The organism is Lysinibacillus sp. NPDC096212 (assembly GCF_044763105.1).
Lineage (GTDB): Bacteria > Bacillota > Bacilli > Bacillales_A > Planococcaceae > Lysinibacillus.
The window spans coordinates 1-21,077 of the sequence record NZ_JBIWFQ010000003.1 but is presented as its reverse complement, the minus strand read 5'-3'; the positions used below and the strand labels follow the sequence as shown (position 1 = coordinate 21,077).

Genomic DNA, 21,077 nt, shown 5'->3' with positions numbered 1-21,077 from the left:
GTCACGTCATTAGCTAATTTTGTTTTTATTTAGCTTTTTTACACCTTAAACAGAATTATTCAAACAAACCAAATGTATACATCGTTGTCACATCACGTGCAATTTCCTCAATTGGAATGTCCGTTTTGCCCAAAATAATTTTCCATAAATACCGCTCTCCAATGTAATACAACGAACCCGCAATAACCTCCGCATGATAATTTTCATTGCGAATCAGCCCCAACTGTCGAACAATTTCTACGTTGGCAGACACCCTTTTAATAAATTGATCCGTGATTGATTCCCATTTCTCCTCAATTAACGGGGACACACCTTTTGCTTCATGAATCAATCTGAATATTTCCTTGTTTTCAACTGCCAAGGATAAGTAATTATATGTATTTTTAAACGTAAAATTAAAAGCCTCTTGCTTATTTTTCGGCGTATAATTTAGTTCTGCAATTTTATAGAATGGGCTCATGATATCCTCAACTAGAGTTGCCAAAACTTCCTCTTTCCCTAGGTTAAAATGAGAATAAATCGTCCCGTAACCTAGCTCTGCTTCCTTGGCAATTAACTTGATCGTCGTTTCCTTATATCCATTTGCTAAAAAAACATTTTTTGCCGCTACTAATATTTGTGCTTTTGTTCGCTCACGCTTATCCACCTAATATCCCCCCCAAATTTTCGTTTAACTAAACATAATGAAAAATTCCTTTTAAAGTCAACTTTTAGCTAATATTTATTCCAAAACCATCTATTTTACTAACCTTTCAATAAAAAAGTAAAATCCGCTGATTCTATTTCCTCATTCCCTCATAGAATAGTAATTACTTCTTTTGTGCACATTCTATTTTTTTATATCATGTAGATAGAGGTCGCCATCTTTAAGTAAAAACACAAGCCAGAAATCCCTAATCGGATTTCTGGCTTTTCTAATTTAAGAACTGGATTGAGTTTTGATAGGCAATACATTGTCTAAAGTGGACTGTCGTTTAACAGTGATCCATCTCCCACATAACATGACAATCAAGGCAAAAAAGACGATGACTCCTGCAAATACAAGAGCTGCTTTATAGCTACTATAAACTGCCACAAGCTGACCCGCGATAATTGGCCCTATAATTTGTCCAAAGGCATAAAATGTTGTTAACAATGATACTACTGGACCGCTTTGTGTTGGGAATAGCTGACGTGCATAAGACGTCGTTAACGTCACAATGCCTACAAATGTTAAGCCGAATAAAAATGACGATAATAATACGCTCCAAACTGTTTGTGAAAAGACTGGTAACAAGATGCCTAATACTTGCAATATATATGCGACAAACAATATTTTGATGGCAGAGAATTTTTCTAATAAAACAGTCCAAACAGGTGCCGACGGGATCGCCGCCACCCCAACAATGACCCAGCTATACGAAGAGTATGCTTGTAGTGAAGGAATATTATGAATGATATCCACTAAAAAAGTACCAGTGATAATATAGCCTAACCCTTCAAAGCCATATGCGACGATCAACCATGGCATAAAGCCCTTTGTCATTTTGGTATCAGAGGATTTTCCGGATTTCACACTATCCTGTACATGCAAATCTCGCCAAAGTATAAATGTTATCACTAAAAAAACAGCAGATAAAATCCCTAAGCCTATCCATGTACCTTGCCAAGCAAAACGTACTTCAATAGCAGGGACTAATAAACCTGAAATAGCAATTCCTAATCCGATACCACCAAATAAATAGCCTGACCATTTTGTAAGTGAATGCTTTGCTAAATAATCCATAACAACACTACATGTTAATACAAAAATAAGTCCCCCTGTAATGCCTGCAATCAGACGAAGCACAAGCCAAATACTATATATTTCAATGATTCCCATAAGAACAACAGAAAGGACATTCAAAACAACACTTAACAATAAAAAGTTTTTCTTTTGGCGATTGATAAATCCTGCCCACAAAGCGCCAATGAAATAGCCAATATAATTACTCGATGCCAAAAATCCTGCAACTTCAAACGAAAACCCAACATCATGACGCATAAATGGCAATATTGGCGTGAATGCAAAGCGGCTAATTCCCATTGCCACTACAAGTAATAGTACTCCTCCAAATAAAATTCCGATGTGCTGTCGATTCATCATGTCCCCCACCCCCTAAAAACTTTTTGTAATTAAAAGGATACAGAGTGAAAATTAATAAATCTAATATATAATTTATATAAAAGGATAAAAAATTCTTATAAGAGGTGGCATACATAATGAATTTACATGCTCTTAGATTATTCACAAAAGTTGCTGAGCTCAATAGTGTTTCTAAGGCAGCGCAAGCTCTAATGATTAGTCAACCTGCCGTTACCATTCAAATGAGAAATTTGGAAAAAGAACTAGGCTTAACGCTTTTAGAATCAAAAGGTCGAGGAATTACCTTAACACAAAACGGAGAATTTTTATTTAAACAGGCCCAGCGATTATTTGATTTAGAATTGGACATTGAAAATAAACTAGAGCAATTAAAAAACACAGGTAATGAAGAATTACAAATTGCTTCTACCCATGTTCCATCCCATTTCTTATTACCGAAATGGCTCGCAAAGTATAAACAAGCCTATCCGACAACTAATATCCACATAAAAACAGCTAATTCCCATCAGGTTATTGAAGAATTACTTCATTATAAAGCTGATATGGCTTTTATCGTAAAAGAGGATGGACATCATCCTGATATTAATTATCAATTTCTCATGAATCTCGATTATTGGTTTATCGTCCCATATGGTCATCCGCTGGCAGATCAGAAAGTGACATTAGCGGAATTAATGCAGCAGCCATTTGTTTCACGAGAAGATGGTAGCTCTACGAAAGAATATTTAAACGCTTTATGCAAGGTTCATAAAATCCCACCTCCAAGAGTAGGGCTACAATTGGACGGCATCAATGAATCTATTTATGCCATTGCTGCTGGATATGGTACGATGCTAGCTCCATCCATAGCAGCTTCTAGCTTTATTCAGCGACAGCAAGTAGCGCGAGTTTTTATAAAAGACATCGAAATTCAGCGCCCTATTTATCTTTGCACACGAAAAAATGAACAAAATACCTCTTCGACCTTTAATACTTTTAGTAACATCATCAATGACTCAATTTCATAACAGTCTGTTTTCAAAAGTTTGAACTGCACAAAATTACTGTGTTGCTAATCCCCAAGGAGTCGCCCAGCCTCCACTCCAATCAACCGCATCACATACATTTCAATAATGTCATCCACACCGTTTAATACATCTTCGGCTCATAGCAACAACTACTATAGTAGCCATTTGTTAAACAAAGTATTGGCTAGTACTAAATAGCATTTGTCAATGCACAACCTCCTATTGAGATTGTGCATTTTTTATTTAGGCTGTTTTCTCAAAGATTGTTGCTTTCAAAGGTTCGCCCTTTAGTCCGGTACCGTAAATTATTACCACCACGTATCTCCCTGCTCCAACTCCCTGCTATCAAAAACATAAGAAGAAAATTCGGGATTAATATCTTTTTTCAAATCAAAATAGGGTTTCTAAATCTATACTGAACTTCAATAATTAGGTATAATCGTAATAAAGCATTGTATTTTGGAGGTATAAATGGCATTGAAATTAAGTTTTGAAAATAAAGTGAAAAATAATGATGTAAAAACAATGATAGGGTTTCTACTCATTTTTTACTTTGTATGGTCAATCAAAGAATTATGGTTAATCGAATACATTTATTCGTTCGGTGAAATAATCTCGCCATTATTAGAGGCATTGGTTAAAGGTTTCGTTTGGATTGTTCCAACTTCGTTATACATAAAATATTATTTACATACTAATCCATTTGACTACTTAAAAATGAACGTTAATGTTAAGAAAGGTTTATTTTGGGGAGTAATTCTTTCACTGTTAGTTGGCTTATATTTTACTTCGGAAACTTATATAATTAATCAGCAATCATTTCATTTTTCATTATCCTTTGACGATTACCTTAATGGTTTCCTTATGGCAGGGCTTGCCGAAGAAATTGTTTTTAGGGGATTGATTTTACAAGAGATTAATAAAAAAATGACTTTTTGGAAAGCAAATATTATTACAGCTTTATTATTTTTAGTGGTTCACTATCCAATTTGGATTTACGATGAAAAAATCTTTCATTTTGGGACGCATTTATATGTTCTTTTTCTCGGCTTACTCTTTGGGTTTGTGTACAAAAAGACCGGTTCAATATGGTCGGTTATTATATTGCACGCATTTCACAACTTTTTCGTAACCATTATTTAATGAATAAAACAAGTAATAAATTTTATTCACGTAACTGGGCCCTTCTAAAAGTAAGTTGAGACGCTTTTTTAATTAAGGGTTCTTTAGTTAAGGCTGTTTTCTCAAAGGTTGTTGCTTCTCGATTGGCTACCTTCTTCAACTAAAGCACTACACTACATTGAAGAAGCCTCTCACACCACTTATAATTTTCCCTATTTTACCATTCATGTTACAATCATCCTTAAAAGGAGGGGTGTTTTTGAAAAAGATAATTGGATTAAGTTCTATTCTATTCGCTGGTATCACATTATCCGGATGTTCAGATATAATAGAAGATCCCAATATTGAAATTGCTATTAAACGAGAAACTGGAAACGGAAGTATTGAATTATTAACACCAAAGATTACAACAAAAGATAATCAATTAGAATTTATGACTGAGGGAATTGATGAAAATAAAGTAACCTTTATTAATGTTGCCAATAAAACAGTATTTGAACAAAAAATAAAAAATGATGAATCCTACAAACTTAATATTATGGATATCAAAGATGCTCATAGGACGGACTACAAGCCCAAAGTTCAACTTTGGCAAACTATAGATGATACTGAAGATGGAGATATAGTAACCTTTAAACAAGTTAGATATACAGTTGAAAAAGATTAATTTTATAGTTTGATGAACAAAAATAAACCCAAATACTATCTTCTTCAACTAAAATAGAAGCAGTTAGTTGAATAGCAACAATCTTTACGAAAACAGCCTTTATTTAAAATATTTTCAGAAATTTCTGTCCCACCCTCTTTTATTTTGTTATACTAGAGCAAAAAAGTAGGGATTAAAATGATATACGACGTAATTGTAATTGGTGCAGGATCGATGGGGATGGCTGCAGGCTATAATTTAGCGAAAGCAGGCAAAAATGTCTTGATGCTTGATGCCTTTAACCCACCTCACGAAGAAGGTAGTCATCATGGAGAAACTAGAATTATTCGCTTTGCGTATGGTGAAGGAGCTAGCTATGTACCTTTTGTCAAAAGAGCGGGTGAGTTATGGAAAGAGCTTGAAACGTTAACGGATGAAGCCTTATTCTTACAAACAGGCGTAATAAATGTCGGTGAAGAAACCCATTCTTTTATTCAAAATGTAAAAACTAGTGCAGAGCTCTATGATTTAACATTAGAACAGTATTCTGCGACCGAGGCAATGGCGAAATGGCCTGGATTAGCCTTACCTGAAAACTTTGTTGCTTGCTTTGAGCCTACTGCTGGTGTCCTTCGTGTTGAAGCCTGCATTAACGCTTATAAAAAATTAGCCCTTGAGGCAGGAGCAACCTTACATACAAATGAAAAAGTGCAGAACATCAAAGCTGGAGACATTGTACGTGTTCAAACAGCAAATAATATATACGAGGCTAAACATTTAATTGTGACAGCTGGTGCTTGGGCAACTGAGTTACTACAAACAATGGACATCGCCATTCCTGTTACACCGACGCGAAAAACATTTGCATGGTTTGAGGCAGAGGAACAGCTTTATTGTGAAGATATTTTCCCGGCCTATTGTTTTGAATTTACCGATTCTATGTACTATGGTTTTCCCAGTATTGATGGAGCTGGCCTAAAACTTGGCAGACATGATGGCGGTGAGGCTATCAATCCAAATGATCCGCTACGCCCATTCGACGAACAGGATACAATAGACTTACAAAACTTTATCGATCGTTTTATGCCTCAGCATGGTGCATTGAAATTCGGAAAAACATGTAAATATTCGATGACTCCAGATGAAGATTTCATTATTGATTTTTTACCTGAGCATCGAAATATTGTCATTGCAGCGGGCTTCTCAGGACATGGTTTTAAGTTTAGTAGCGCGGTTGGTGAAGTTTTAGCTGATCTTACCCTACAAGGAAAGAGTAAACAGGACTTGTCTCTATTTAAACTAAATCGTTTTACGAAATAAAAAAATATCCAAAGGAATTTGTCTCAATAGTTAGTGAAGACAAATTCCTTTTTCTTAAGAACTAAATAAAACGGAGCTATATATAGAAGCAAAAAATCTGCTGTTGTAAAGTCTAAGTCGCTTTACCCTTTCTGCATTACATAATAACCCTCTCAATTATCTACAATTTATACACCCTTCTCTTTTAAGTACCTTGAAATATTCCGTTTTCAGTATATAAAACACTTCCCTCTTTAAATCTATGTATGGATTGTATCCCTTTCGAGACTAAAATTGGGTATAATGCATTATAAATAACATTTCATAAAAAATAGTCCATTTTGATTAAGGGAGGGTAATAAGTTGATAAATATTTTAGTAGTGGACAATCATGAAGCTGTTGGAGAAGGTATAAAATTATTATTAGAACAAGAGGTAGATTTCCATGTCACAGTTGTAAGAACTGGTGAGGAAACTTTGAATGCCCTCTCCCAACAAACATTTGATATATTTTTATTTGATGTAAACATGCCCTTTTTAAATGATCAAGGATTAGTAAAAAAAGTGGAACAATTAAATGCTGAAGCAATTAAAATTATCTACACAGGCTACGACATTGAACCTTTTTTCAATATTTTAATAGAATCAGATGTTTCTAGCTTTGTTAGCAAAACAGCCTCTAAGGAAAATCTTATTATGGCAATACGCTCCGCTCTAGATGGGAATGCCATGATACCAGTGAAATTATTACGACAATTAAAACTAGTAGAAAGCCAAAAGAACAAAATGGAAATAATGAATCAGTTCATTCAATATGACCTCAAAAAAAATGAACTAGCAGTGCTTAAATTAGTGGCTGCTGGTAAGACAAATAAACAAATAGCAGAAAATTTATTTGTTAGTTTGCGTACAGTCGAATATCGTTTAACAAAGATTTTCAAAAAACTACAAGTATATTCAAGAATAGAAGCTGTTGAAAAAATCAGAAAAATAGGCTTGTTATAAAAATAAGTAATCGAATGATCAACTGACTTTTCTATTCATAAAACCGCAAAAAAATACAGTGCTAACCATCAAAAATCTTGTGGTCATATTGTGGTTTATTTGTGGTTATGAAGTACAATCATGATAGAATGAATAAAAGTCATTGGTAAAAAATTTGGGTTTATATTTGACTAAATAATAAAAAATATACCACCACTTTATGTTGCTTTGGGGTACACAAAAGTTTGTCTTACCTATAGAAAAAATTCATAACTCGAAAGGTTGCTCCGTAAGCTTATAGTGATTGGATTAGCTATGTTTCTTACATTGATAATTCAAAAAGTTTCAAGTAATACTGGAATAATAAACAACAACTCCTTAACTTTAGATTTTTTAAGTTATGTAATAATAAGTATATGCATTACTGGATATTAAAAATTTGTATACCTTTATTTCGCAGAGAGAGTAGTGTGAACTACTCTCTTATTTATTTTACTCAATCAAATTGCGCTAGAACGGTTTAATTATCCCCAATATGCTAAAGAGCGTTTCTTCATCGCTTCTCGGTATTGCTCTGTGGAGATTGGCAATGCTGTATTTGTTTGATAATCCATAATGACACCATATTTTCGAACAACATCCATTTGATTAATTTCTCCTTTGTTATACATCTGCTCAACTTCTATTGGATCTGTTTCCAGCCATTTATGACGATTTTTTCGAATATAATCGCGTTCTTTTAATGTTGCAGCCATATCAATTTCGAAGGCATCTATATCACGGTCAATTTCATGGATGACTACGCCATAATCAAGTTTTGCTCGCTCAAGCGAAACATATTCATCTATCACGTCCTCTAAAACAGCGTTTACATCTCGTGCTAATGGGTCACCTAAGCCACCACCTCCTGCTGAGGGACGTGTAAAGGAATCTCCATTCTTCAACTCGACATTGGAGAAAATCGTGCCTAAAAATTTTTCATCCTCTTTATTTGGATTTAAAATTGCTCCCTGCGCGATAGAAGGTAGGCCGCCCATAATACCCCATGTAATGGAGCGAGAACGATCACAGCAATAGGACATCACTGTTTGGTTTACATTCGTTAAAACGCCTCCCTTTTCTACACCACAGCCGCCACGGTATTTACCTGGACCAGCTGAATCTATCATTATTTCATGCTTCGTTGTAACAACTGGGGACAAACGCTCTTGCCCTTCACACGGCTGAACACTCAAACCTACCCCGAACACTGGTGAGGTTGTATTCGCGCCATCACGGTCAATACGTCCACCATGACCACCAGCCATCCAGTCATACCACATAAAATATTCACTACTATCTCTCCGCTGATCATATCCACCTATTAATAAATACTCTAAATTAAATGAACATGCGATCGCGCGTTCAGGCATAATATTCGACCATAATTCGAAGCAGGCATTCATAATTTTTTCAAACGCGCCTGAACAATAGCCAGAGACAGCTACTGGGCTAGGTGCATTGACGACAGAGTTTTCAGGAAGAAATATTTTCACAACACGATAAAATCCTGAGTTCAGCGGAATATCCGGGAAAAATGTTTTGGTTCCTGCATAAGTGCCAGAAAGTGCTGAGCCAAAGCCTGCATTTAAAAAACAGCTAATATAAGGATGTGAATCGCTTAAATCATAAGCTATTTCATCCTCCGTAATGGTCATTTTCACACGAATCGGGATGAGGCCATCTCCTACTTGCGGATCCATATCGATATAGTCCACTGTTTCCCATTGTCCTTTTGGTAAAGCTTTAATTTTCGCTCGCATTAATCTCTCTACATAGTTTTGAACTTCTTCAAAGGCTACTAGCACTGTATGAATGCCGTACTTTTCAATCATTTCTTGGAGCTGTTTCTCTCCAACTTTTGCCGCTTCCACTTGAGACCTTAAATCTCCTATACGTTCTTCTGGAATGCGCATATTCATGACAATAATCTTCACAACATCTGTTAAATATTGACCTTTACTATAAATGCGGACAGGTGGGATACGAAGCCCTTCCCCGTAGTGTTCCTTAGCTGTAATATCAAAGGAACCTGGATTAGAGCCACCGACATCTGCCCAGTGACCATTTGTTTGCATAAGTGCAATCAGTTTATCATCATGGAACACTGGTGAAATTACACGTACATCACTGAAATGTGTTCCTCCACGATAAGGATCATTTACTAAAAATACATCACCTGGATGAATGTCATCAGCGAAATCCTCTAAAACAGCTTTTGCAGTTAAATGTAATGTCCCTACATGTACGGAAATATCTTGCGTACCTTGCATAACGGTATTCCCCTGTGCATCACATAATGCACAGCTAAAGTCTCGATTATAAATGACAAACGAATAACATGTACGTAGCATTTGTTCAGCCATTTGATCGACTAAATTCACAAAACCGTTTTTTAACACTTCAAATGTTACTGGGTCTAGATTTTGGACCTTATGATGTGTCTCCAATTTCGTTGTACTCATAGCCAATTCCTCCTTATCGCGTATTAGTTCACCGTGATAATAATATTTTTATAGGCATCTACTTCCGCAGTAAACCCTGGTGGAATAACAGTCGTCGTATCTAGCTGATCGATAATGGCAGGACCAGCAAATTGTGTATAAACGGGTATTTTATCGCGATTATATACGTTTGTTTCAATATATTTACCCTCAAAATAAACAGGACGTGTTTCTTTAAAAGCATCTTCAAGTGAACCTTCAGAAACATATTGAGGGAAATTAGGTTTTGGTACTGTGCCTATAGCTGTTACACGTAAGCCAAATATTTCTATAGCTTGATCCTTATCAGAAAATGCAAATTCTCGTTCATGTTCTTGATGGAACGCTTCCAAAATAGCATCTAAGGAAGTGAATTGATCGGATACGAGAACAGCAAGAGATCTCCATTGTCCCTTATAACGAAGATCTATATAATTCGTTAATGACGATGTGTTCTCTGCTATTCCTTCCTCATCTAATAATTCTCTTGCTTCTTCCCGCAATTCACTAAATTGATTTGTCAGTTCCTCTACACTTACTTCATCTAGTTTTTTTACATACGTTTTAGAAATATCATGGCGCACATCTACAAGTAGGCACCCCATTGCTGCTGCAACACCTGGATGCGTAGGAATAATGACTTTTGGGATATTTAAATCTTTTGCCAAATAGGCTCCGTGTAATGGTCCCGCACCACCAAAAGCTACAAGCGCGAAATCACGGGGATCATAGCCTCTCCGTACTGATATTAATCGAACTGCATCACTCATATTGGCATTTGCAACTTCTATAATGGCACTTGCCGCTTCCTCAACCGTTTGATCGAATGCATTGGCGATTTTGTTCACAGCCTCACTAGCTGCCTCTTTGTTTAACTGCATCGTTCCATCTAACAAATCCACACCTAGACGTCCTAACACTAAATTTGCATCTGAGTTAGTGGGCTCAGTGCCTCCTCGGCCATAGCAAGCTGGACCTGGTACTGCCCCTGCACTTTGTGGTCCATTTCGTAAAGAACCGCCTTCATCTTTCCAGGCGAGGCTACCTCCACCGGCTCCTATTGTTAATATTTCAATGCTAGGGAAACCAATTGGATAGCCATATTCTATCGACCAATCCTTTGTGATTCGAATATCTCCCTTATACATCAGTGAAATATCAGTACTTGTACCACCCATATCTAAGCCGATTGCATTGTCAAATCCGCATAACTTTGCGATATGCTTACTTGCAATTGCTCCAGCAGCTATCCCGGAACTTGCCAATCTAGCAGCATAGCGGGGTACTGTACTTGAAGTCATAACACCTCCACCAGAATGTAAAACTAATATTTCATCGTCATAACCTTTTTTCTGCATTTCAGTGCTTAACTTACTAATGTAATTACTCATAATTGGTCCAAGAACTGCATTGATAATAGTTGTACTCATACGCTCATGCTCAAAAATTTCCGGAAGCACCTCGCTGGAAATACAAACATAGACATCCGGTAATTCCTCTTTTAAAATCCCTTTGACTTTCGCCTCATTTTCCCCGTTCACATAGGCATTAATGAAACTCACGGCAATGGATTCTGTTCCTCGACGTTTTAATTTTTTTGCTAATAAACGAATTTCCTCTTCATCAATAGCTTGAAGAATATTTCCTTCATAATCTATTCGTTCTGTCACTTCAAATCGATCACGTCGTTGAATATAGGGCCTCGCAGTATCTTTATACGTATCCCAAATATCTTCTTTCGTTCCTCGTCGGATTTCGATGACATCTCTAAAGCCCTTTGTCGTAATAAGAGCAGTTTTTGGCAGCTTGCGCTCAATTAACGCATTCGTTCCAACTGTTGTACCATGAGAAAAAATTTTAATATCCTTGCCATTTAATTCTGCTTTTGCTACTCCATTTAAAATTCCTTGCTCTGGATTTGAAGGTGTAGACGACGTTTTTGTAACAAATACTTCTCCCGTCTCTTCATTAAAAACAAATACATCCGTAAACGTTCCACCGACATCAATTGCTAAACGACTTTGTGCCATAGCTCTACCTTCTTTCGTTTAATAAATTTTAAAAAGGCAAAAACGCCTTTGCGGTTGTTCACATCGTGTTACTTTGCTTTCATCAAAACGTATTTTTGAGTATAAAGTTAATGCCTCGAGCGGATGCCCCAGATTTTTTTATGTTATCGCGTACAATTCAAGAAAAATCTGGGTCATTACACCGAGGCATATGTGACATTTATTTTTTTGTCTTCTATTTTAAATTTCTTGCATGATAAACTTTTTACTCACTTTTTGTGCTAATCGTAATTGTTTTAAACGTTGTAAAGAACTCTTTCGCTGCCTGCCCCTGTTCACGGGCACCGGTACTTGAGTTTTTCATTCCTCCAAACGGTGCTTGAGGCTCTGCTCCACCTGTTTCATCATTAACCTGCACAAGTCCTACTTCACTACGGTTAATAAAATCAAATGCTTTCGGAATGTTATTAGTATAAATAGAAGCACTCAATCCAAAATTAGAATCATTCGATAATCGAATCGCTTCTTCATAATCTTTTACTTTGATGACCGCTAAAACTGGTCCAAAAATCTCTTCATGGGCAATCGACATCTCATGAGTTACATTCGTAAAAATTGTTGGGTCAATATAGTATCCTTCTAATATACCTTTTGTAGGACCACCGCCAAATACTAGCTCTGCTCCCTCAACTTTTGCTTTCTCAATGGCGGATAATATGGAATCATATTGTCCTTTAGATGACACAGGTCCCATCGTGACACCAACTTCAATTTTTTTGGCTTCCTCAATTAACTGCTCTACTACCTTTTCATAAACCGCTTCCTCAATGTAAACTCGACTAGTTGCTGTACAACGCTGTCCAGTCTGCTTCATTGCACCATCAATCGTTAGTTTTGCAGCTTGATTGATATTGGCATCAGCTAAAATGATCGCTGCATTTTTCCCTCCAAGTTCAAGCTGAATTTTTTTATTAGTCGATCCAGCAGTATCTAAAATACTTTGCCCTACACTATTTGAGCCTGTAAATGTAATCGCCTTTACTTCTGATGCCTCCAATAATACCTGCCCCACCTTTGAACCGCGACCTTGTACGACATTTAATACGTTTTTTGGTAAACCTGCTTGTTGAAATAGTTCTCCAATCAATTCACCAGTTAAAGCGCTTTCAATAGAAGGCTTCCAAACAACCGTATTGCCGTACACTAATGCAGGTGCAATTTTCCATAGAGGAATAGCTACAGGGAAATTCCAAGGAGTTATGGCAGCAACGACACCAAGTGGTACCCGTATTGTGTACAATAATTTCGCTTCATTGGCAGAAGGTAACACTTCACCTGTTGCCCGCATTCCTTCTTGTGCAAAATAACGTAAAATGGAAGCGCCACGTTTAACTTCACCAAGCATTTCATTTTTCGTTTTACCCATTTCACTCGAAGCTATTTCAGCTACTCTATCAATATTTTTCTCAAGCAAGTCTGCTGTCACGCGTAAAATTTCTCCACGCGCAACAGAAGACGTATTTTTCCAACCTTCAAATGCTTCCTGAGCTGCAACGATAACGTCTTTCGTTTCATCTATAGTCAAAAGCTCAACTTTGCCAATACATTGAGATGGTTTCGCTGGATTAAATTGTTCTCGTATTTCTCTAACGATAGTTGTCATAAAACTCCTCCTTCAAATTATGAATTTTTACGTTGACATTACTCTTTTTCAACAATTGTTTTACGTATATGCTCAAATGTCTCGTCTAAAATACGTAACATTTCATCTAGCTCTACTTTTGATAGAATGAGAGGTGGAGAAAAAACAACTGTATCTTGATCATACGTAACTGTTCGTAGAATCAATCCTCGTTTCATCGTTTCTTGTACAAAAATTGGACTAAGAGGAGACTCAAACAATTCACCCGTCTCACGGCTCTTTACTAATTCAATGGCTCCAAGTAATCCAAGAGTACGCACGCGTCCGATAAAACTATATTTTTCTTGCAGTGCTCGGAATCCTTCTAACATGGCATCGCCCATCTTTGCAGCATTTTCAACGAGATTTTCACGCTCAAGGATTTCTATATTTTTCAACCCAACTTGACAAGCGAGTGCATGACCGCTGTAAGTATATCCGTGCATTAATGTCCCTTTAGAAAGTTCACAAAGATCTTGATGCAGCTTTTCGGATATCGCCACACCACCAAGTTGAACATAACCACTCGATACTCCTTTAGCGAATGACATCATATCTGGCACTACCCCGTAATGTTCCATACCGAAAAATTTACCTGTACGACCAAACCCGGTAATGACTTCATCTGCAATGAATAAAATACCGTACTCATCACAAATTTTTCGCACTTCTTTAAAGTAATCTTTTTGTGGAATATTAACCCCACCTGCACCTTGTACAGGCTCAGAAATAAATGCTGCCACAGTCTCAGGACCTAACGCTTCAATCGTTTCACGTAAATTACGTACGGATTCGCTGTATACATAGTGGAAATCAGGTGCGTGCGAATTCGTAAAGTCACGAAATGCCTGTAAACCTGTCGCATTTGTAGCACCCATTGCTACACCGTGGTATGAATGGGTACGTGAAATAATTTTTTGGCGCTCTGGCTGTCCTTTTAGTAACCAGTAATGACGTGCTAATTTAATTGCTGTATCGTTCGATTCTGAACCTCCAGAAGTGAAAAATACAGTGTTTAAGTCTCCAGGAGTTAAAGAAGCAATTTTCGTCGCTAAACGAATAGCCGGTTCATTGCTAAACGATGCGAAGCAGGAACTAAATGCTAATGTAGAAATTTGCTCCTTCGCCACTTCGGCAATTTCTTTACGACCATGCCCAATATTTACATTCCATAAAGAAGACATCCCATCAATGTAGATATTTCCTTCTATATCTTTTAAATAAATGCCATTGCCCTCTGTAAAAATGGCTGCTGGCCCTTGTGTTTGTTGTTGCTCAATCGATGTTGTTGGGTGTAGAAAATGTTTTTGATCTAACGTCTTTAACTCTTCTTTTAGTTGAACTGTCATAAATACCAACCTCTTTTCGTTTAAAATTTCATTCATTTTTTTAGTAGCAATTCTCATGCCAACTGATGAAAAAAATTTTTTTAACGAAAAAATATTGCTACATTTTCATAATGTGTGATTGATTTCCGTTCCGGCTGGGCGCTTTCCTGGGGGCGTCCGATGAGCCGCTTCGCTGCGCTGCAGGGTCTCATCTGTGACGCTAATCCCCAAGGAGTCGCCCAGCCTCCACTCCAATCAACTTATATACATGGCGTACGTTTTAACAAATAATATCCTAAAATTTTAGTGGTGAATCGTTATTGCTGCTTCACAAAAACTACTCAAAAAGGAAAAGGGACGCTTTCTTGTTTGAAAATGTCCCTTTTCTTCTACATCAATTAAATTAAAATATTAATGGCATTCCATCATTTTCTTTGTATTTATTAGCGAGTATTGCAATGTTGCAACTTATTGTGCATGAATGAAATTTTGATGCAAAAATACATCACTAATCCTCATATGAAATTTGTTTCGTTAATTGGAATTTTTGTATTTTACGTACTAATGTTGACTGATCACAGCCAAGTGATTTAGCAGCTTGCCTAATACTTGGATATTTAGATAGAGCTTCTTTAATAATCTGCTTTTCAAACGCAGCTACTTGCTCCTTTAAAGTACCACTGAACCTCGGAGTTACAACCTGTTCCTGGATGCTTTGTAGTTCTATTGGATTTTCCAGATCACGTATAATAGTTGGGTTACTATCTAACTCTTGTTGCACAATTAATGCTGTTATTTCTGGCTGCGTTGCTAGTAAGCAAATACGCTCCACCATATTTTTAAGTTGACGTACATTGCCTGGCCAATCATAAGATTCTAAAATTTTCATTGCAGATGACTCAATTGTCCGATGGATCCCATATTTTTCTTCAACAATAGCCAAAAAATGGTTGACTAGTGGGATGATATCTTGGCGACGATGTCTTAAAGGAGGAATTTCAATCGGGATAATATTTAAACGATAATATAAATCCTCTCGAAAATTACCTTGCCACACCATTTCTGCCAAATTTCGGTTTGTCGCAGCGATTATACGTACATCTATAGGAATAGGCTTTCCACTACCTAGACGCTGAACCTCTGATTCTTGGAGTACACGTAATAATTTCGCCTGTAGTAATACGGACATCTCTCCAATCTCATCTAAAAACACTGTACCACCTGACGAAATCTCAAATAACCCTGCCTTACCACCTCTTGACGCTCCCGTAAAGGCTCCTGCTTCATAGCCGAAAAGTTCAGATTCTAACAAATTCTCAGGGATTGCACTACAGTTAATCGTTAAAATTTGCTGATCATGACGGCGGCTATTTGCGTGAATAAGCTTTGTTATCTCTTCTTTACCTACGCCCGATTCACCACCAATTAATACAGTAGAATCTACCTCTGCAACTCTCATAACACGCTCTACAACCTGCATCATTGCTGAAGATACAGCAATTAAACTACTTTTTGTGTTTTCTTTATTATGTAAGGCATGTAGCTTATTTTTAAAATTCTCGTTTTGAACTTCTAATTTTTTTACTTCTTTCTCTAACAGTTTTAATTGTGTCATATCACGAGTAATAGCAACTACATATTGTAATTCGCCGTATTCATCAAATATCGGTTTACCTGAAACTAAAAAGCATTTGCCATTAATGAACGTCTGCAAAATAGTTACTTTTTCTTTTGATTCAATTACTTTCATCGAAATGGAATCACTCATTAATCCTTCGGCGATGACATCTTTTGCATATCTCCCCATTAAATCAATGCCAACAATTTCGATATCAATATCATTTTGAAATAAAATTTTGCCATCGCTATCACATACTGTAACGCCATCGGATATGGAGTTTAACACTTTAATTGACAACGGGTTCATAAAGTCTATATAGCTATACTGCATGAATGGTTTGACATGAAACAAGCTACCTTGCGAAGTCTCTATTACGTGAATAAAATAGCCTTCTACATCAAAGGTTTCTATTCCTTTACTATATTTCTTCATTATTTTTTCAAGAAGCTCTATTTGGATATCACTTTTAATCATTACATCATCATTTTTTACAATAAAAAAATGTTCCTCTTTATGTAGTTGAGTTATCGACAACTAGATCCCTCCCTCTTGAACTTTAAAGGCTTTTTCATACAAAAAAATTCGCTCTTTCTACGGGGCATCTGGAAGCCTAAAAGGGTTAAAGTATCCTTTAAGTTCTTTCATGGCTTGATATCTCGCAGAAATATCGCGAATTTTTTGTATTTTTATAATATTCTACTCTGATGCTAGCTTTTCCTCTATTTGCTCCGCTGGTCTTGTCGACAGCTTTCGCATAATCATGAACAACACAACTGAGCCAATTAATACAAATGTACTCAAATAGAATTGTGAACGTAAGGATTCGATGAGAGCTTGGCATAAATAAACGACTGTTAAAATACCAATTGTCACATACGATAAATATGGAAATAGCCACATTCTAATCGATAATGGCTCATCTGAAACTTTGTCGTAATAACGGCGGAAACGAATTTGTGAAATAGCAATAAAAATATAAACAGCAATCATTAATCCCCCAACGCAATTACCTAAAAAGTAGAAAATGACTTCAGGTGAAATGAAGTAAAGCATCGCACAAATATACGCTACTACTGTACTACCAATAACAGCTGGTACAGGCACACCTCGACGATTTTTTATTTGCGAGAATATTTTTGGTGCATCGCCTTGACGCGACATTTCAAGTAACATTCGTGAACTTGTATAAAGAGCAGAATTTAAAACTGAGATTAGTGAAATAAAAATGACGATTTGAATAAGTTGAGCAGCAATTGGAAGCCCTGCCATCGTTAAAATATTTGCATAAGGCGCGGACAATATTTTTGAATCATTCCAAGGGATGATTAAAACCATAATAGCTACTGATCCTACAAAAAATAACCCTAATCGAAAGACAACGTTGCGAATGGCGCGGACAATATTTTTCGCTGGATTTTCAGACTCTGCTGCCGCAATGGCTGCAACCTCAGCACCACAAATCGAAAATATAACAAAGACAATTGCCGTAAAAATTGGGACAATACCATTCGGAGCAAATCCACCGAATTCCGTTAAAATCCCTAACCCCTTAGGTTCATAATTTGGCCAAATTCCTAAAATCATAGCTATACCAACAACTAAAAATACAATAATTGCCGTAACTTTAACGAAGGACAACCAATATTCAAATTCACCAAATGATTTTACTGAATAAATATTAACAATTGTCATCAATAATGTTATACCTACGCTTCCGAGCCATGTTGGTATCATCGGGAACCAATTATGCAGCATTCCCCCTATGAGTGCCGCTTCTAACCCCACAATAAATACCCAGCTTGCCCAATAAAGCCACCCTACTGTAAACCCTGCCCATGGGCCAATATATTTCCCAGCATAGGAAGCAAATGAGCCTAGCTCTGCCGAACCTCCTGATTTCTTTCCTAATACTATTTCTCCTGATGCCATTTCCCCAACCATTTGCATGATCAGAACTATGAGCATGCATGCAATCGCATATGAAATCACCGCCGCAGGACCGGTACTTAAAATATTTTTCCCTGTCCCTACGAAGAGTCCTGTACCAATAACCCCTCCAATGGAGATCATTGTAATATGCCGTGTTTTCAATGATTTTTGCAAAGCCCCCATTAAACCACCCCTTTGTGTTATGTAGACATTTACTAGCCCCTTTCTTCTATTTCAATGTCTATCGTTTAATGAGCAATTATGATGCCAAACCTATTCAATTATTAAAAATTTCAAAAAATTATCAATCTGTACATCTTTTGTTGTTATTTAAAAATTGTCTTATCACCCAAAATTGTTGATAACATTTTATAAAACATAGTTATTTTTGTTGATTGGAGTGGAGGCTGGGCGACTCCTTGGGGATTAGCGATAGAGGAACGAAAGCTAAAAGCATCACATCCTGTGATAACGCCTTCGTGACCAACATCGGTGCTGCTGATGCTTCGTTAGCACTACGCTTTCGCGCAAAAGACATCTGTTGTTGGCCCGAGACCCTGCAGCGAAGCGAAGCGGCTCATCGGACGCCTCCAGGAAGCTCTGCTCTGCGCGAAAGCGAAGCGTCAGCGGCAAATGTTTTATCTGTGCGAAAGCGAAGCGACAGCAACAAAGCGCCCAGCCGGAACGGAAATCAACTTCACGTTAGGTGAGGAGCCTTTACAAAAATCTATGAATCTTTTCATATGCGTTTTTCAAATTTTGATGCAAAAATACATCATTAAAATTTATTTACATCATCTATCCATATACACGATTAAATGAACTCATAATATTCATCTCTTCCCTGTACTTCGCTACTGTCCGTCTGGATATTTGGATACCTTCAGCACATAAAGTATTTGTAAGCTGCTGATCAGTTAATGGTTTTTGTTTATCCTCTGTCTCAATCAATTGTTTGAGACGCTTTTTAATATACATAAGAGAATCCATTTTTCCAGAAATATTCATTACTCCTTTTGTAAATAACGATTGTAAAGCATATACGCCATGGGAAGTTTTTATATATTTTCCACGCACTGCCCGACTAATCGTTGATACATGTAGACTTAAAATGTCCGCTATATCTTTTAATCGCATAGGCTTTAATGCCTCAATGCCTTTATGGAAAAAATCTTCTTGCAATTCCACTAGCAATCTAGCTAATTCGTACAGTGTTTTATCACGTTGTTCGATTCCTTGTAATAATAAAAGAGCATCTTTCATTGTGTCTTTAAAATAGGTTTTACAGTTCGGATCATTCTTTAGCATTTCAACATAATGTTTATCGATAGTGACGCTTGGTAAATATCCACGATTTAATTTAATCAGCCATTCCTCTCCTAATTTTTCTACTTCGACTTCTGGAATGACATATGGAATCGCTTCCAATTTATCTCCTGTCATCACTGGTTTTAAATTTTTTATATAGTTGACAGTTTTCTTCACGTCATGTAGAGACGTCTTATACTTTTTACTTAATTGTTTAATAGCTTGTGCTGCCACTAGCTCTAAATCCGCTTCGATAAACCGAGAAGCTAATTTCGGTGCAAGCGCATCACTGTCTACCTGAATGAGTAAAAATTCCTTGTAATTACGCGCCCCTACTCCTACTGGCTCAAAAGTTTGAAGTAAGTCCAATAGTGCCTCTACATGCAAAACATTTGTATTACATCTATCAGCGACAATTTCTACATCAACATCTAAAAATAGACGTTCATCTAACGATTGAATTAAAAACGTTAAGATTTTTAAATCTACAGAAGAAAGATTTTTATGCATAGGTACTTGTTCCAATAAAAACTGCTCATAGCTTTCTTTTACTGCAAACTTCATCTCAATGGGATTAAATGAATGATGTTGTGGTGCATAATATTGCGCAGAATAACTCTTATCGGAATAACTTGCTAATTGCATAATTTCCTCATATTGCATTTTCACCGTCGAATCCGTGACAACTAACAGTGGATTTTCGTTAGCCTTATCATAAATATACTTTTCTAGTTCATTTGTTGAATATTGCAGAATTTCTAAATGCTGTACTAATTGTGGTGATAACACTTGCATTATTTTTTGGGAAGTTTTGATAGCCATTTGCATATCCCACACCTCCATTACGTAATTTTCTACATAGTAACATGTTTATTCTCTGTTTTTCCATTTTTTCATCGAATATTATTTTTAAATTATAGTGTAGCCAACATCTTTTTGGGCGAGCAGCTCATCGGACGCCCCTCAGGCGGAACGGAAATCAACCTCAAGTTTTGGTGATAAGCAACGAACCTTCCTCACTATTCTCGTAAAATTTTCAAATAATTCCAAAAAGTAATTGACTACAGTTATAAGTCATCATAAAATACACATATACAATAACAGTTACCACATTACGGTAAAATTTAAGGAGTGATCAAATGTTTCATGTACCAACTGTGCAATTTACACAAGAGCAAGAGCAATTCCGCTTAGATGTTCGAACGTTTCTACAGGATGAATTAGCAAAAGGAACTTTCACGCCTAAATGTGACTCTTGGCTAAGTGGAGATGATCCTGAATTCTCTAAATTAATTGGTCAAAAAGGTTGGATTGGCTTAACTTGGCCTAAAAAATATGGCGGTCAAGAGAGGAGTACTATTGATCGATACATTTTAACGGAAGAATTTTTAGCTGTTGGTGCTCCGGTTGCTGCACATTGGTTTGCTGATCGCCAAACAGGACCACTTCTTTTACGGTATGGAACAGAAGAGCAGCGAGAATATTTCTTACCGAAA

Annotated in this window: 15 protein-coding genes; 6 read left to right on the top strand and 9 right to left on the bottom strand. The window is 36.7% G+C overall.

Features of this window, described 5'->3' with window-relative positions; translation table 11 throughout:
• Positions 1-55 precede the first annotated feature (55 nt).
• The gene (locus tag ACIQ7T_RS03465; RefSeq protein ID WP_402868661.1) at positions 56-646 is read right to left on the bottom strand and encodes a TetR/AcrR family transcriptional regulator; all 591 of its coding nucleotides are present in this window, start codon (positions 644-646) and stop codon (positions 56-58) included.
• A gap of 273 nt (positions 647-919) precedes the next feature.
• On the bottom strand, positions 920-2,122 hold the full coding sequence (locus ACIQ7T_RS03460; RefSeq protein ID WP_370076267.1) for a YbfB/YjiJ family MFS transporter: 1,203 nt from the start codon (positions 2,120-2,122) through the stop codon (positions 920-922).
• A gap of 119 nt (positions 2,123-2,241) precedes the next feature.
• Between ACIQ7T_RS03460 and ACIQ7T_RS03455 the strand changes: the two genes are divergently transcribed.
• The 5 genes from ACIQ7T_RS03455 to ACIQ7T_RS03435 all read left to right on the top strand — a co-directional run bounded on the left by ACIQ7T_RS03455 (position 2,242) and on the right by ACIQ7T_RS03435 (position 7,204).
• The gene (locus tag ACIQ7T_RS03455; RefSeq protein ID WP_370076173.1) at positions 2,242-3,132 is read left to right on the top strand and encodes a LysR family transcriptional regulator; all 891 of its coding nucleotides are present in this window, start codon (positions 2,242-2,244) and stop codon (positions 3,130-3,132) included.
• 471 nt (positions 3,133-3,603) lie between these two features.
• The gene (locus ACIQ7T_RS03450) at positions 3,604-4,275 is read left to right on the top strand and encodes a CPBP family intramembrane glutamic endopeptidase (protein WP_402868660.1); all 672 of its coding nucleotides are present in this window, start codon (positions 3,604-3,606) and stop codon (positions 4,273-4,275) included.
• Positions 4,276-4,480: 205 nt separating this feature from the next.
• Positions 4,481-4,921, top strand: a complete 441-nt coding sequence (locus tag ACIQ7T_RS03445) for a hypothetical protein (RefSeq protein ID WP_370076269.1) — start codon at positions 4,481-4,483, stop codon at positions 4,919-4,921.
• A gap of 177 nt (positions 4,922-5,098) precedes the next feature.
• Entirely contained in the window at positions 5,099-6,220 is a 1,122-nt protein-coding gene (gene solA / locus ACIQ7T_RS03440; RefSeq protein WP_402868658.1) for an N-methyl-L-tryptophan oxidase, read from the top strand.
• Positions 6,221-6,562: 342 nt separating this feature from the next.
• Entirely contained in the window at positions 6,563-7,204 is a 642-nt protein-coding gene (locus ACIQ7T_RS03435) for a response regulator transcription factor (RefSeq protein WP_370076179.1), read from the top strand.
• Between the two features lie 503 nt (positions 7,205-7,707).
• Here ACIQ7T_RS03435 and ACIQ7T_RS03430 read toward each other — a convergent pair.
• The 7 genes from ACIQ7T_RS03430 to rpoN form a co-directional block, all read right to left on the bottom strand.
• Positions 7,708-9,687 (bottom strand): hydantoinase B/oxoprolinase family protein, encoded by a 1,980-nt coding sequence (locus ACIQ7T_RS03430; protein ID WP_370076181.1) that lies wholly within the window; start codon positions 9,685-9,687, stop codon positions 7,708-7,710.
• Between the two features lie 23 nt (positions 9,688-9,710).
• Complete coding sequence (locus ACIQ7T_RS03425) at positions 9,711-11,735, bottom strand: hydantoinase/oxoprolinase family protein (protein ID WP_402868656.1); 2,025 nt, start codon at positions 11,733-11,735, stop codon at positions 9,711-9,713.
• A 244-nt stretch (positions 11,736-11,979) separates the two neighbouring features.
• Complete coding sequence (locus ACIQ7T_RS03420) at positions 11,980-13,377, bottom strand: aldehyde dehydrogenase family protein (RefSeq protein ID WP_370076185.1); 1,398 nt, start codon at positions 13,375-13,377, stop codon at positions 11,980-11,982.
• A gap of 38 nt (positions 13,378-13,415) precedes the next feature.
• Positions 13,416-14,744, bottom strand: a complete 1,329-nt coding sequence (locus tag ACIQ7T_RS03415; protein ID WP_370076187.1) for an aminotransferase family protein — start codon at positions 14,742-14,744, stop codon at positions 13,416-13,418.
• Between the two features lie 487 nt (positions 14,745-15,231).
• On the bottom strand, positions 15,232-16,878 hold the full coding sequence (locus ACIQ7T_RS03410; RefSeq protein ID WP_402868653.1) for a sigma-54 interaction domain-containing protein: 1,647 nt from the start codon (positions 16,876-16,878) through the stop codon (positions 15,232-15,234).
• Positions 16,879-17,040: 162 nt separating this feature from the next.
• Positions 17,041-18,456 carry an amino acid permease gene (locus tag ACIQ7T_RS03405; protein WP_370076191.1) on the bottom strand — a complete coding sequence of 472 codons (1,416 nt, stop codon included), beginning with the start codon at positions 18,454-18,456 and terminating at the stop codon, positions 17,041-17,043.
• Between the two features lie 615 nt (positions 18,457-19,071).
• Positions 19,072-20,409, bottom strand: a complete 1,338-nt coding sequence (rpoN, locus tag ACIQ7T_RS03400; RefSeq protein ID WP_402868650.1) for an RNA polymerase factor sigma-54 — start codon at positions 20,407-20,409, stop codon at positions 19,072-19,074.
• Between the two features lie 311 nt (positions 20,410-20,720).
• Here rpoN and ACIQ7T_RS03395 point away from each other — a divergent pair.
• The coding region (locus ACIQ7T_RS03395; protein ID WP_402868648.1) for an acyl-CoA dehydrogenase family protein at positions 20,721-21,077 on the top strand (357 nt) is incomplete at its 3' end.